Below are 12,969 nucleotides of genomic sequence, written 5' to 3'. Positions count from 1 at the left end.
TGTTATTAGCCCTAATAATTTAGCATAACACAGCTTTTATGATATATAAAACACGTGTCATTTTATCTTGTATCCATTCTATCTTTTAAGTCATTAACCGCATCCATGGTACTTAAATACACGCGCCCTGATAAATCAGTAATCACTGGTGTGTGTTCAATGATATCCATGACAGGTCCTTTGATAAAGCTAAAGCTCAACTGCTTGTTTTGATTCAAAAGCTCTTGGTTTAAGCTAATCAGCATCTCTTGTCCAGTTAAATCGATATGATTAACTGCTGACATAATAAGTATAATCTCGTTTGCTTCTGGATATTGGCGCGTGGCTTGTACCACATGACGATGCACCGATTCACTATTGCCAAAAAATAAACTTTCATCAATACGCAGCATCAATAGATTATGAAAAGTTACCACGTCATGACGATTGATATTACGAAAATGCCCCGTTCCTGCTAGCTGACCAACGATGGCAACATGAGGTTTGCTTGATTGCCAAATCAGACTGGCAAAGGACACCATCAGCCCAATGACCAATCCCGTGTTTAAGCCAAATATGAGTACACCGCCGAAAGCGGCGATAAAGCTTACGGCATCCAAGCGGTCGCGGTACCATGCTGATTTTAGCGTTGCCATATCAATAAGACCGATGATGGCTGCCATAATGGTCGCACCCAAAATCGCATAGGGCAGCGGAGCAAGCATATAGCCAAAGGCAATCAAAGCGGCAATCATGACCAGCACTGTGACCAAGCTCGCTAAAGGTGTCTTAGCGCCTGAATCGACATTGATAGCGGTACGCGAAAATCCACCAGCGATAGGGAAGCTTTGAAAGAATCCACCGGCAATATTTGCAAGTCCAAGCCCTGTCAGCTCGCGATTGGCATCAAATATCTCACCGCGCATGCGCGCATAAGTACTGGCAACAGAGCTGCTAGATACAAAGGCAATCAGCGCCATCAATCCTGCCGTCGGCAACAAATTAAGCGCTTCATCAAAGTCTGGCAGATACGGTGTGGTAAAGCTTGGCAGTCCTTGTGGTACACTGCCAATCGTTGCCACGCCGCTCGTCGCCCAATGTAGACTGATACTCAATACGATAGCGATTGTAAGCAGAATCAGTGGAAATAGACGCTCTGCCCATTTTGCATAAGAGGCTGATAACCAAGATTGCCATACCCACGTGCTACCGTAGCGGTTCATAACCATAAGTGTGAAGGCAGTCATACCAATGAGTAACGTCAATGTATGCAACTGACTGGCGTACATCTGCATACTGGATAAATAACCGATTAAGCCGTTTCCAGCGATAGGTATACCGGTCAGATACTTCAGCTGGCTGATAAAGATAAGCACCGCCGCACCACTGATAAACCCAGCAGAGACGCCGCGGCTGATAAATTGCATAATCCAGCCCAATTTTAGCTGTCCTGCCAGCCACAAAATCGAGCCCATCATGAGGGCTAACAAAGCTGCCATCAAGACATATTGCTCAGCGCCTTTATCTGCATAAGGATGCAGCGCACTTGCCGTCATAATGGCGGTCACCGCAGCAGGTCCGACGGCTTGTACATTGCTAGAGCCAAGCCACGCGTACACCGCCACAGGCACGATAGCAGCGTATAAACCATACACAGGTGGCAATCCTGCCAACACCGCGTAGCCCAAGCTTTGTGGAATCACAAGCACACCAACCACCACCCCTGCGATGACATCAGTTGGCAAGGCAGACAGTTGGTATTGGCGTAACCAAGCAGGTATCAGTCGAGTAGCAATAGAGGGCATAGCATTACGTCCTCACAATAAAAAGTAGTCGTCAAAACTGAGATTTAGCTAACGAGCAAGTAAATGAATGAATGAGCGAAAGAATAAACAAGCAAATAGTATCTATGCCTCGTCTGTGGCACAAAAACGCTGATATAAAAGCTCTAGTACCGCTAACGCATCATCACTGGCGATACGATAGTAAATTTGCTTGCCTTCACGGCGTGTCGCCACTAGCTCATCTTTACGCAAAATACCAAGCTGCTGCGATAAGCTTGGCTGTCCAACACCCACTAAGCTTTCAAGCTCACTGACGCAATACTCTCCTTGAGTCAGCTGACAGAGGAGGAGCAAGCGGTCAGGATGTGACAGCGACTTGAGCAGTTGGCTGGCTTGCATTGATGCTTGCTGCATTTTTTCAGCAAGGTCTTTTGGTGCAAAGCCGTCATTGCTGTCATGATTGATATCAGATGTGCTCAATATTGCAGTAGAAGTAGTCAGAGCGAGCTCCTTACATAAGAGATAAAAGATAAGATATAAATATAATATTTATATATAAATCTATAGGGTTAATTATCAATGAAATTGACGCCGATAGCAAGTTATCGTTAATTACATTATATAAATTTATATATTAAATAATAGTTGCTATATTGATAGTCATAGACAATAAACAGATTTATTTTAACGACGATAGATGTCGTTCTATTATACGTAACAATTACTAAATAATTAAAATATTCCTAGAAAAATGGAGCGTTAACCATGCAAGTTCATTCATTCTTACATAGCGACACAGAAACGTATACTCACGTACTCGCAGACGTTCAGCAGCAAGTCTGTGCCATTGTCGATCCAGTACTGGATTTTGATGCAAAATCAGGGCGTACTGGCACTACTAGCGTCGATGAAGTCATCGCGTTTGTCAATGATCATGGTTGGGAGCTGGTTTATATTATAGAAACCCATGCCCATGCCGACCATATATCAGGCGCTATACACGTCAAAGAAACGCTTGGCGGGCAATTAGTGATCGGTCAACACATCACTGAAGTACAAAAAATATTTAAACAGATATTTAACTTTGATACCAGCTTTCGTACCGATGCCAGTCAGTTTGATATTTTAACCGATGATGGCGAAACTTTGATGCTTGGTGGTATCACTATTACCGCTATGTATGTACCTGGGCATACCCCGGCTGACATGGCGTATATTGCCACTGACGATGAAAAGACAGTAGTATTCGTTGGTGATACTTTGTTTGCCCCAGATGTGGGCACAGCGCGCTGCGACTTCCCAGGTGGGGATGCTAAAACCTTATATCAATCGATTAAAAAGCTGCTGGCACTCCCTGAAGAGACAATCATGTATCTATGCCATGACTATCCAAGTAAGGGACGAAAGCATTGTCCAACCAGCACCGTAGCGGCGCAGAAGCTAACTAATATCCATGTGAAAGATGGCATTAATGAAGCAGAGTTTGTTGAGATGCGTGAGCGCCGCGATGCCAATCTTGAGATGCCGCGGCTGATTATTCCATCAGTACAAATCAATATTGATGCCGGTCATCTGCCTAAGCCTGAAGACAATGGTACGCGTTATCTAAAAGTACCTATCAACGTATTAGGATAATATTTACTGATTAAATAAATGTCACTATTAAATTGAAAGTTTTGAACGAAAGCCATACATTATAATGCCAGTTCTTTATGCAACATGATTGGCTTATTGATGGTTTATTTATCAATATTATTGTTATTTTCTCTATTAAGGAAGCAATCATGAATATCAATATTGGTAGTACCGATAGAATGCTGCGTGTTATTGCCGGTATCATTATTATTGCAGTGGGTGTTTACTATCAAAGCTGGTGGGGTGTTGTCGGTTTGGTGCCGCTACTAACCGGCTTGTTCCGTTTTTGTCCGCTATATAAAATGCTTGGCACTAATACTTGTAAACTTTAACCTCTATAAACTTCAAGCTATTTAATGATAAAGTAGTAAAAAAGCCAATAGTGCAAAGTGCTGTTGGCTTTTTCATAATATATACGTTCAGCATAGGAGTCAAAATATGAGTGAAGACCAACAAGCGTGTCATGTCGTCTGCCCACATTGCCAAGCAACCAATCGCGTACCGGCTGCACGTCTTAGTGCTGCGCCCAACTGTGGAAAATGTGCTAAGCCTCTATTGACCGGTATTCCGCACGAACTGAACGCGCAAACGGTTAATAAAGTCATTCAAAAAAATGACGTACTGACCATCGTAGACTTTTGGGCAAGCTGGTGTCAGCCTTGTCTAATGATGGCACCAGAGTTTAAAGCCGCTGCCAGTCAATTACCACAAGACGTCTTTGCTAAAGTACAAACTGATAAATATGAGCAAGCGGCGGCACCTTATAATATCCGTAGCTTACCAACGATGGTTGCCTTTAGAAACGGTAAGGAAGTGGCGCGGCAGTCGGGGGCTTTACCTAGTCACCAGATCATACAGTGGGTACAAAGCTTGAAGTAGTTGTTATTGCGAACAATATTTTATAAATTGAATTTTAAAAAAGCCAATACGTTTATCGTACTGGCTTTTTTATTATGCTTGATGTATTAAAGCAGTTTTAGCCTACTCACCATAAATCTTAATACCATTTGCAAAGCTACAACGCTGAATACGTGCTGACTGAATAATGGCATCGCTTTCACCGTATAGGCGCGATAACTTGACATCGCGGGCTTTATTATTGTTGCTTTGACCGACGCCAAAGCTAATGTTAGGTGAGATGCCCCAACGTCCTGCCGATATCCCAACACCGACACCTGATGCAGATAAGGTTGATTGTTCATTACGTGCAGCGTTTACATAGTTATTAACACGGACATACTCTTGATTTAATGCTTGGCAATCATAGCTCTGATAGGTGCTTGGCGGAATATATTGCGGCGTAATATTACCCGTAGAAGCGCAGCCTGAGAGACCAAAAATGCCAGCAGTTGCCAGTAGTGCGGTTGCAGTAAATGTTTTCATAGCGGCTCCAGTAGGCTAATATTGCGTTTTTATACATTTAAGATAGCAAAAATATTCTAATTAAGATATTGAAAATACATTCATTAAAACAAGTTGCCCGGCTTAGTAAACGCAAGTACTACAATACCCACATAAGCCGCTCCAGCGATAAGAATACCGGTTTTCCTTTGGTTAGGTGTCGCACTATTATTAAATGCTTTGATGCTGGCACTGATCGCTGCTACAAATAGAACCATCTTTGCAATGACCCATTGTATAGGTGCATTGACACTCATCAATTGGAACAGCATCCATGCGCCTGAAAGTAAAACTAGTGTATAAATAATATGATTGGAGATTTTAATAACACGTGGCGCCGATTTATTAGCGCTTAAAACCAAGTAGCTTTGGTATAAAAACAGCACAATTACGAGTACTGCCATCAACATGTGTAGATGCTTCATGAAACAACGTTCCTTTTACCGTTACAGCTCGCAAGCTTAAATAAGAGATTGATGATAGGAATAATCACTACTGTACATTTTGTCCAGCACATAAAGGGCTTTCAGGGTTTTGCCCTTGCCACTCTGTTGGGGTATACGCATGAATCGCCAAAGCATGAATTTGACCGCCTTGTGAGGTCAATAAAGAATTCGCCCGATCGTAAATAAGCTGATGACGCGCCACTAAGCGTTTACCTTCAAAAGTCTCACTGACAATGATGAGTTTAAAGTGACTTTCTTTACCGTCAAAATAACCGGCATGATTCATTGATTCATTCACCAATTCCATATGCTGCGGTTGCAGTTCTTGTAGCTGATGAGTTAGGGCGTCGGCGGTCGGTGTGGTAGTCATGTTAATCCTTATGCTAAATAGAGTCTTTTGCCAAATATAGTATTAGGTTTGGTCGGTTTTAAATGACGAATAATGCCTATTATAGCAGAGGTTTATATATAGACTGTTTTGTCTTGATGCGAGAATTATGTATTGACTAAACCCATAAAAAAACAGAACGCAATATAAAATCTGCGCTCTGCTTTTGTTAGCTGTCAGTACTTATTTTTATCAGTAATTAATTAAAAATCATATCTAATAATTTAACGTCTAATAAATTAAGTTTCATGACTAAATATCAGCCATTAACGACGTGCTTTTTGGTATAACGGCATCACTTTTGGCAGCAAAGATTGTATTTGTGCAATACGGTTACCGCTAGATGGGTGAGTGCTTAAAAACTGTGGTGGCTCGCCTTGGCTGGCGCGTTGCATTTTTTGCCACAATGTAACGGCAGCTTGTGGGTTATAACCTGCTCGTGCCATTAGTTCAAGACCAATTTGATCCGCCTCAGCTTCTTGGGTACGACTATGTGGACGGCTTAGACCTAAGTCACCCGCAACGTTTGCAAGCTGAGCTTGACCTTGTGATAGTCCAAAAATACTGGCTGCGACACCGATACCGGTTTGAGTGGCGTATTGACGTGATAAGCGCTCACGTGAATGCTCACGTAAGGCATGAGACATCTCATGACCCATAATGGCAGCGATTTCATCATCACTTAAGTTTAGACGATCGATAATACCGGTGTAAAACATGATTTTACCACCTGGCAGTACAAAAGCATTTAAGTCATTAGATTTAATCGTATGTACTTCCCACGGCCATTTTGCCGCATCAGGGCGATAGACGCCCACTTGACCGACCAAACGATTAGAGATGTTTTTTAAACGATTCAGCTGAGCGGTATTGGTATCAAGCAAGCGTTTCGCTCGTGCTTCTTGTATTGTTTTATTATAACTCTGAGCTGAGAGCTGTAATACTTCCTCGCTTGATACTAACAACAGCTGCTGACGATCAACGCCGACGGCACCAGTACCAGTCGTGCTAGTACAACCTGTTAAAGTCAGTGCTGACAATGAAGCCGCCATAACGGTCGTGGTAAGCAATTTTTTCATAATAAACATCCTCGCTGTAAATGGAAAAAATAAAGTTAAACAAAACCAGTATTAAGAGCATAGATAAGAGGATAGCTTATTATTGAAATTCTACTATCGTCTCTCAATCTACTAAAACAGTGAAATTCTACCTTAACTGTCATTAAACATAAGTATAATAATGTTAACCATCTAAAACCAATAGAGCAAAAGTAACAGTACAATGTAGGATTGTAATTAATATAAACCTGTAAGCGGATAATAAATTTGTACAATAAGCGGTGCGATAGATTGAAATAATTAATAACAGTGGCAATAAGAGAATTATTTATAAAAATAATTTTATTTCGAGGCTTAAGAAATAAACTATAAAATCAATTAGCTACAAGGATTATTGTCTTAATAGTCGCTAAAGGGCAGTTTTAATAAGAAGAAAATTGAAAAAATCTATTGACACACGCAGAATATTTGCTAAAATAGCCAGCCTATCGAGACGTAGTAGTTAATCATTACGAATTGATTCAGCGGGAATAGCTCAGTGGTAGAGCATAACCTTGCCAAGGTTGGGGTCGAGAGTTCGAATCTCTTTTCCCGCTCCAAATATGGCTTGTAAAAGCACTAAAGCTTCACTTCTTATCATAAGAAGTGAAGCTTTTTTTATGTCTAAAATTCGAGTTAACAATCAGTTAGCAGCATATGTAGACAATGACAATCCCTATAGTGGCATGATAATCAGTCAAATATAAATTATTACAAAAATTGCATGAACTTAGCACATTAAAATAAACTATCCCGCGCATAATTATTTCTAGTCAGCGCTTAGATTACGATCACATTGAAAATGGTCGTATTGGCAACTGCTTAATCATAAGATTAACGCATGTATTAGCCATCTATTTTCAGTAGCTATCAATTTATACTGTTTAATAGTGCTGTAAACGGGCTGAGCACACCTATATTAAGGAATTATTATGCAAGAATTTCAACATAAAGCATTTAACGAACTGTTCGATTTGTCAGGTAAAGTTGCCATTGTGACGGGCGGCGCCAACGGTATTGGTAAAGCCACAGCGTTACGTTTGGCAGAAGCGGGTGCTAACATTGCCATTGCTGATTTAAAACTTGAAGATGCGCAAGCAGCGGTAAAAGATATTGAGGCGCTTGGGGTAAAAGCGCTTGCCGTAGAGTGTAATATTTTAAAAGATGATAATTTGGTCACTATGGTAGACAAAGTCGTCGCTGAGTTTGGTACTGTTAACATCTTAATCAATAATGCGGGCGGCGGTGGCGGCGGTCGTGAAAACCCGTCCACAGCATCGGTCGATGACATTCGACGTGATTTTGAGTTAAACGTTTTTAGTGGCTGGCGCTTAAGCCAATTGTGCGCCCCGCATATGAAAGCGTCAGGGTATGGCTCGATTGTATTTACCACTTCGATGTCGAGTATCAATAAAAGCCCGAATATGAGTGGGTATGCAGGCTCAAAAGCGGCTGTTAATCATATGGTGGCAAACTTAGCGCATGACTTTGGTCCTGAAGTGCGCGTTAATGCAGTTGGTCCTGGTGCCACACGTACGGATGCTTTGAAAACGGTACTAACGCCAGAGATTGAAAAGAAAATGCTCGCAAATACGCCTATTAAGCGTTTGGGTGAGGCTGATGATATCGCCGGTGCTATGTTGTATTTTGCGGCACCGATATCGACTTGGGTCAGTGGTCAAACCATCTTTGTGAATGGTGGCGGTGTACAAACCTTAGATTAGTGACATTAATAAAAAGTCGATAGTTAATAATAGCAGCGGCATTCAATTATAGATTGAATGCCGTTTTTTATTTATTAATATATCTTTTCTATTTTCGTTTATTGTTAAGATTATTTACAAAATTAACTATCGCATTAAATAAATATTTCTTATAATACCCCACCTAATTAGGAGAGCTATCATGTCAGAATTACAAAGTTTGCAGCAACTTGCTGAGCAGCGCCGTTCGATTTATGCGTTAGGTAATCAATTACCAGTATCAAACGAAGAAGTGGTGAAATTGGTCGAGCATGCTATTTTGCATACGCCTTCATCGTTTAACTCGCAGTCAACACGCATCATTGTCCTATTTGGCAATGAACATCACAAGCTTTGGCAGCTCACTGAAGATACCTTACGAGCTATCGTCGATAGTGATGAGCAATTTGCCTCAACCAAACAGAAAATAGACAGCTTTAAAGCCGGTGCGGGTACGGTGTTGTTTTTTGAAGATCACAAAGCTATCAGAGCGTTGCAAGAAAACGCCCCTTTATACGCCGATAAATTCCCTATTTGGGCGCAGCATACCAATGCTATGCATCAGTATGTAGTTTGGACAGCCTTGGCAAGCGTAGGTGTTGGTGCAAGCTTACAGCATTACAATCCTATCATTGATGATAAGGTGGCTGAAACTTGGGAAGTTGATAAGGATTGGGAATTAATTGCGCAGATGGTCTTTGGTGCGATTGAGCAACCAGCAGGCGATAAAGCATTCGAGCCGCTCGAGAAGCGCCTTAAAGTATTTGGTTAATGGTTCAGACTACTGAATATATAGAACTTAAGCAAAAGATTTGCCAGATATAAAAAGCGCCACTCAACGGTTTGTTGAGTGGCGCTTTTTTACTTCATTAAAATGCTATATCAGACAGTTTTTTTAAAATAAGAGCTATTCTGCAAATAATATTAATCTATCATTCATGAGCTGGCTTTGGTCTTCGTCCCATTAAACTATTTGCAACCCATGCTGGACCAATTAACAAAAACTGTAAATCTTCAAAGAAGGAGGGCTTTTTACCTTCAATCTTATGACCGATAAATTGACCAATCCATGCAACCACAAATATAGCCGCCCAAACCTTAAAGCCCCAAGGTAATAGGGCCATCACTGAAAGACAAATGAGAATAAACATCCCCATCGCCATAAATAGTGGCGTCGATAAGCGCATATAAAATAACAATACCAAGGCGCTCATTATCAAGGTAAACCAAACTGAGAACGACATGCCCATACCTAACAGACTGACAAAGATAGTAGGGACGCACAGCCAATGAATTTTTTTGTTAATAAGATTTTGATGACTGACCGAATACTCACTGAGCCACTGCTCAAGCGTGCGCTTTGACATTCGTTTTTGCTGAGTAACAGACATACTAACCTCCTTGTCAGTAAATGAATGATCGTAGATAAATAAATTACATTACTTACGACTACCAGTTGTAGCATGAATATCTGTCCGCTGCCATTTTATCTGTTATACCCTACAGTCAAATCCTTTTATCTCAAGTTCTTATTTTTTCAGTAAAACCTGCCGGACAGTGTTTTACAGCATATCAGTGGCTATTCTTTACAAGTGTTGCTGTCTCTACTGAATCTTGCTCGCTGCGATACCATTCATAAAGCCCAACAAACGAGTTTACTTGGTATACCATTGTTTGAATTGCAAAGATGTAATTGCCTGACATAAGGTTTACGGTCAACCAGACGAAGTTGGACAGAATCCATAACCACCAGTTAAATGAGTAACGCAGAATCATCGCTGCTTGAGCGGTAATTGACAATACAAAGGCAATGACGTTAATCCAAAAGAAAGAGATAAAGCCTAGGAATTTACTATTATCATCTTCAACGACCGCATAACCATAGCTCGCTAGCAGATCATTGACGGTGGGAAATAAAGCCAGTCCAATTACCATAAAGCCAATAGTCAGTAACCAAATCCATTTGCTCGCAGATTTGGGTACCATGTCACCATCAGCATCGGTATGCTTTGACCAGTAAAAAATACCATAGACGTGGGTAAAGAAATTGAATAATGGCGCAAGCATCAGACCTACAGCGCCAGAAGTTGCTTGCACAATAACTTCACCAGCTGTGGCACCCATACCAAAACCATTACCTAAGATATTTTTACGAAATGATAGTGAGACCACACATACCAGACCAATAAAAGACACGCCTAAATAAAACCAATCGAGCGTGGTATGTTCGGTGGTCAGCCAAAATCCTGCAGATAATGCAAGCATACCGCAAATGAACCATATGACAATCCATTGTATCGCCCATTTTCCAGTAATATTGTCTAGTAGCTGAATACGCATGGCGTTATGTTCCTAAAATAGATAGTGCTGCTGAAAATTATTTTTTAATAAGAGATGAATATCTGTTACGGCTGCTGACCATAGATATAGTGGTCAATAAATAATAACGCTTGCTGATAACGTGCATCATAATCTGGCTGATCAATCATATGCGGCTCGATATGATGACGGGCAAAAATATCCAATAGTAGCTGCTCAAAACGACCGCGTGCCTCTGGCGTGCCTAAAGAGCGCATACCATCATCAACCCACGGCACATTGTTATCGAGCATAATCGTATGGTCTAAGCAGAATTCATCAATACAAGCTGCCACAAAAGGATGCGTGCGACCTTCATATTCCTCACAAAAGGCTTGAGTAGTGACAAAATCGGTATCAATAATCGTCACTGGCGCTGTTGCTACGTTTTTAGCGTCACGAATGGCTTGGGCATGATGCAGAGCAATAGGTCCGTAATCGCTGTATTGTAGTCCAATCTCAGTACCGCCCAAATCCGTAGCGACATAAACCCTTCCCATCTCAAGCGCAAAGCTGGCACCATAATAATTGGCAAGCTTATGTACCAATGTGGTCTTACCTGAGCTTTCACCACCGACGATTGCAACCGTTTTAGTATAGTCGCTGCGAGCTTGTGGATGCAGCGCTGACCAATGTGCGACCGGATTGCGTGCAATGGCATAAGAGTCAAATTCAGACTGTAGTGGAGTGGTGACCAATTGCATAATTAGCTGATTTTGCACATTAGATTGTGCCAACGGGTGATTCTCTGCGACAAACAAGACAGTTTCGGTTGGCAGATTTAACGCATCCATCAACCGTTGTAGCTTGGTATTACTGGCAGTGGTATCTATGGTTACATCTGCAAAGCTTTCGTGTAGCGGTAGCTCAATCTCATCAGTTGTATGAATATGAATAAAAGGCAAGTCAGCACAAGCCATCTGCAACCAACGTGCTTTATCTTGCAAAGTAATTTTAAAATCTGGATGCGGCGATGGATGAGTCATAATGACGATATATAAGTTTTTTGCCTGTCCTGCTGCATCCAAAATACTGCGCATTTGCCCCAAATGTAGCGGCTCAAAATGTCCAATCATTAATCCTGACTCGTACATAGCTATCCTTATTTACACTTATTGAGTGCAATTTATTTTTAGTTATATAAAATTTTTGGTATTTATGAGCATGGTATAAAGGTTTGTGCAGACTTACCCGTAGATTATTGTAAATAGGCGTTATTTTATGGCGTATTTTGAAATAAAATTATTTTTTATTTATCTACAACCCTGTTATTTTATTTGAATAAAACATCGTTTTTAAGAATTAGTTATGGCGTCTAAGCATTTGGTTTCATTAAATAATATGGTACATGTAACAAAAGTTGTAATAGGCTAGAAACAAAGCTGTCTTTGAAACAATTTGAAATAACTATTTAAAATCAGGGGTTTAGGTGTACTAATGAGAGGTTAGAGTAAGCTTAAGTAGCATAAACTCACAAAGCACGTCTACACAGCCAACAGATATAAGCAGAATGATTGCTATACTTATTCCATAAGCTCAAAAGGCAAATGCAAAACGATCTTAATATATATAAAATAGTAAGAAGTTTATAAGAGCCGCAATAAAATAAATATAAAAGAGGTATTTGATTTGGCTAAGTTAGCAAAATTACATCGTTCACAGAACAATCGCATGATAGCAGGCGTGATGGGCGGTATTGCAGAATATGTCGGTTGGTCGCCAACTTGGGTTAGATTACTATTCTTTATAGTCTCAACCTTAAGTGCAGCAGTACCCGGTGTTTTAATCTATATTATATTATGGATCATCATGCCAAAAGCAAATAGCCAGTCTTATCAGTAAAGCAGAGATTTATAGTATTGATAAATTAAAAAAGCTTAATAATAAAATTGCAGTACCCCAAAAAACAAAAAGCCTGACTAATCAGGATGCCCAAGACATACCTTTCCTCCTGCCCAAATGCTCACGCATTTGGGTATTTTTTTATTTATGTCATTGGTTGTTTTTCTATTGGAATTTATTAATAAATGAGCTGTAACACTGAATAATTCTGCATGCTGTATAAATTTAGTTCAGGTAAATATAGATAAAATCGTCAATTTTTAGTAAGGTGAGCAGGCGAATAGCCTCGTTACTATA

Annotated in this window: 15 protein-coding genes and 1 tRNA gene; 7 read left to right on the top strand and 9 right to left on the bottom strand. The window is 40.6% G+C overall.

All coding sequences use genetic code 11. The features are described 5' to 3' along the window. Positions 1-62: 62 nt before the first annotated feature. Both ACMHKH_RS03820 and ACMHKH_RS03815 read right to left on the bottom strand, forming a co-directional pair. On the bottom strand, positions 63-1,784 hold the full coding sequence (locus ACMHKH_RS03820; protein ID WP_413519337.1) for a SulP family inorganic anion transporter: 1,722 nt from the start codon (positions 1,782-1,784) through the stop codon (positions 63-65). A 102-nt stretch (positions 1,785-1,886) separates the two neighbouring features. Next, complete coding sequence (locus ACMHKH_RS03815; RefSeq protein ID WP_413519336.1) at positions 1,887-2,243, bottom strand: ArsR/SmtB family transcription factor; 357 nt, start codon at positions 2,241-2,243, stop codon at positions 1,887-1,889. A gap of 285 nt (positions 2,244-2,528) precedes the next feature. Between ACMHKH_RS03815 and ACMHKH_RS03810 the strand changes: the two genes are divergently transcribed. The 3 genes from ACMHKH_RS03810 to trxA all read left to right on the top strand — a co-directional run bounded on the left by ACMHKH_RS03810 (position 2,529) and on the right by trxA (position 4,277). Then, positions 2,529-3,398 carry an MBL fold metallo-hydrolase gene (locus ACMHKH_RS03810; protein WP_413519335.1) on the top strand — a complete coding sequence of 290 codons (870 nt, stop codon included), beginning with the start codon at positions 2,529-2,531 and terminating at the stop codon, positions 3,396-3,398. A gap of 149 nt (positions 3,399-3,547) precedes the next feature. After that, entirely contained in the window at positions 3,548-3,730 is a 183-nt protein-coding gene (locus tag ACMHKH_RS03805; RefSeq protein ID WP_079692564.1) for a DUF2892 domain-containing protein, read from the top strand. Between the two features lie 106 nt (positions 3,731-3,836). Then, the gene (gene trxA / locus ACMHKH_RS03800; protein WP_413519334.1) at positions 3,837-4,277 is read left to right on the top strand and encodes a thioredoxin; all 441 of its coding nucleotides are present in this window, start codon (positions 3,837-3,839) and stop codon (positions 4,275-4,277) included. 102 nt (positions 4,278-4,379) lie between these two features. On the opposite strand, the gene ACMHKH_RS03795 is transcribed toward trxA, so the two are convergent. The 4 genes from ACMHKH_RS03795 to ACMHKH_RS03780 form a co-directional block, all read right to left on the bottom strand. Further along, positions 4,380-4,781, bottom strand: a complete 402-nt coding sequence (locus ACMHKH_RS03795) for a hypothetical protein (RefSeq protein ID WP_413519333.1) — start codon at positions 4,779-4,781, stop codon at positions 4,380-4,382. A gap of 83 nt (positions 4,782-4,864) precedes the next feature. After that, a complete protein-coding gene (locus ACMHKH_RS03790) occupies positions 4,865-5,224 on the bottom strand; it encodes a SirB2 family protein (RefSeq protein WP_413519332.1) in 360 nt (119 codons plus the stop codon). 67 nt (positions 5,225-5,291) lie between these two features. Next, positions 5,292-5,615, bottom strand: coding sequence for a BolA family protein (locus ACMHKH_RS03785; protein ID WP_413519331.1), 324 nt, complete (start codon positions 5,613-5,615; stop codon positions 5,292-5,294). A 284-nt stretch (positions 5,616-5,899) separates the two neighbouring features. Continuing rightward, positions 5,900-6,712, bottom strand: a complete 813-nt coding sequence (locus ACMHKH_RS03780) for a M48 family metallopeptidase (protein WP_413519330.1) — start codon at positions 6,710-6,712, stop codon at positions 5,900-5,902. 503 nt (positions 6,713-7,215) lie between these two features. Here ACMHKH_RS03780 and ACMHKH_RS03775 point away from each other — a divergent pair. The 3 genes from ACMHKH_RS03775 to ACMHKH_RS03765 all read left to right on the top strand — a co-directional run bounded on the left by ACMHKH_RS03775 (position 7,216) and on the right by ACMHKH_RS03765 (position 9,244). Continuing rightward, a tRNA-Gly gene (locus ACMHKH_RS03775) sits at positions 7,216-7,290 on the top strand. A gap of 372 nt (positions 7,291-7,662) precedes the next feature. Next, complete coding sequence (locus ACMHKH_RS03770) at positions 7,663-8,454, top strand: glucose 1-dehydrogenase (RefSeq protein ID WP_413519329.1); 792 nt, start codon at positions 7,663-7,665, stop codon at positions 8,452-8,454. 181 nt (positions 8,455-8,635) lie between these two features. Continuing rightward, on the top strand, positions 8,636-9,244 hold the full coding sequence (locus ACMHKH_RS03765; protein ID WP_413519328.1) for a nitroreductase family protein: 609 nt from the start codon (positions 8,636-8,638) through the stop codon (positions 9,242-9,244). Between the two features lie 160 nt (positions 9,245-9,404). On the opposite strand, the gene ACMHKH_RS03760 is transcribed toward ACMHKH_RS03765, so the two are convergent. The 3 genes from ACMHKH_RS03760 to nadR all read right to left on the bottom strand — a co-directional run bounded on the left by ACMHKH_RS03760 (position 9,405) and on the right by nadR (position 11,924). Beyond that, positions 9,405-9,863: a DUF962 domain-containing protein gene (locus ACMHKH_RS03760; RefSeq protein ID WP_413519327.1), complete on the bottom strand. Its 459-nt coding sequence runs from the start codon at positions 9,861-9,863 to the stop codon at positions 9,405-9,407. Between the two features lie 181 nt (positions 9,864-10,044). After that, positions 10,045-10,812, bottom strand: coding sequence for a nicotinamide riboside transporter PnuC (pnuC, locus tag ACMHKH_RS03755; protein ID WP_413519326.1), 768 nt, complete (start codon positions 10,810-10,812; stop codon positions 10,045-10,047). Positions 10,813-10,877: 65 nt separating this feature from the next. Further along, positions 10,878-11,924: a multifunctional transcriptional regulator/nicotinamide-nucleotide adenylyltransferase/ribosylnicotinamide kinase NadR gene (gene nadR / locus ACMHKH_RS03750; protein ID WP_413519325.1), complete on the bottom strand. Its 1,047-nt coding sequence runs from the start codon at positions 11,922-11,924 to the stop codon at positions 10,878-10,880. A gap of 535 nt (positions 11,925-12,459) precedes the next feature. On the opposite strand from nadR, the gene ACMHKH_RS03745 reads away from it, so the two are divergent. Next, positions 12,460-12,672, top strand: a complete 213-nt coding sequence (locus tag ACMHKH_RS03745) for a PspC domain-containing protein (RefSeq protein WP_325245516.1) — start codon at positions 12,460-12,462, stop codon at positions 12,670-12,672. The last annotated feature ends 297 nt before the right edge of the window (positions 12,673-12,969 follow it).

The sequence above is a fragment of the Psychrobacter glacincola genome (assembly GCF_965118485.1).
Lineage (GTDB): Bacteria > Pseudomonadota > Gammaproteobacteria > Pseudomonadales > Moraxellaceae > Psychrobacter > Psychrobacter glacincola_D.
The sequence above is the reverse complement of the archived record's forward strand: the minus strand, read 5'-3'. Positions and strand labels throughout refer to the sequence as shown.

Bases quoted from the DNA above. Each gene is read 5' to 3' on its own strand.
- ACMHKH_RS03820 (WP_413519337.1), bottom strand. From the start codon at position 1,784: ATGCCCTCTATTGCTACTCGACTGATACCTGCTTGGTTACGCCAATAC.
- ACMHKH_RS03810 (WP_413519335.1), top strand. From the start codon at position 2,529: ATGCAAGTTCATTCATTCTTACATAGCGACACAGAAACGTATACTCAC.
- ACMHKH_RS03805 (WP_079692564.1), top strand. From the start codon at position 3,548: ATGAATATCAATATTGGTAGTACCGATAGAATGCTGCGTGTTATTGCC.
- trxA (WP_413519334.1), top strand. From the start codon at position 3,837: ATGAGTGAAGACCAACAAGCGTGTCATGTCGTCTGCCCACATTGCCAA.
- ACMHKH_RS03795 (WP_413519333.1), bottom strand. From the start codon at position 4,781: ATGAAAACATTTACTGCAACCGCACTACTGGCAACTGCTGGCATTTTT.
- ACMHKH_RS03790 (WP_413519332.1), bottom strand. From the start codon at position 5,224: ATGAAGCATCTACACATGTTGATGGCAGTACTCGTAATTGTGCTGTTT.
- ACMHKH_RS03785 (WP_413519331.1), bottom strand. From the start codon at position 5,615: ATGACTACCACACCGACCGCCGACGCCCTAACTCATCAGCTACAAGAA.
- ACMHKH_RS03780 (WP_413519330.1), bottom strand. From the start codon at position 6,712: ATGAAAAAATTGCTTACCACGACCGTTATGGCGGCTTCATTGTCAGCA.
- ACMHKH_RS03770 (WP_413519329.1), top strand. From the start codon at position 7,663: ATGCAAGAATTTCAACATAAAGCATTTAACGAACTGTTCGATTTGTCA.
- ACMHKH_RS03765 (WP_413519328.1), top strand. From the start codon at position 8,636: ATGTCAGAATTACAAAGTTTGCAGCAACTTGCTGAGCAGCGCCGTTCG.
- ACMHKH_RS03760 (WP_413519327.1), bottom strand. From the start codon at position 9,863: ATGTCTGTTACTCAGCAAAAACGAATGTCAAAGCGCACGCTTGAGCAG.
- pnuC (WP_413519326.1), bottom strand. From the start codon at position 10,812: ATGCGTATTCAGCTACTAGACAATATTACTGGAAAATGGGCGATACAA.
- nadR (WP_413519325.1), bottom strand. From the start codon at position 11,924: ATGTACGAGTCAGGATTAATGATTGGACATTTTGAGCCGCTACATTTG.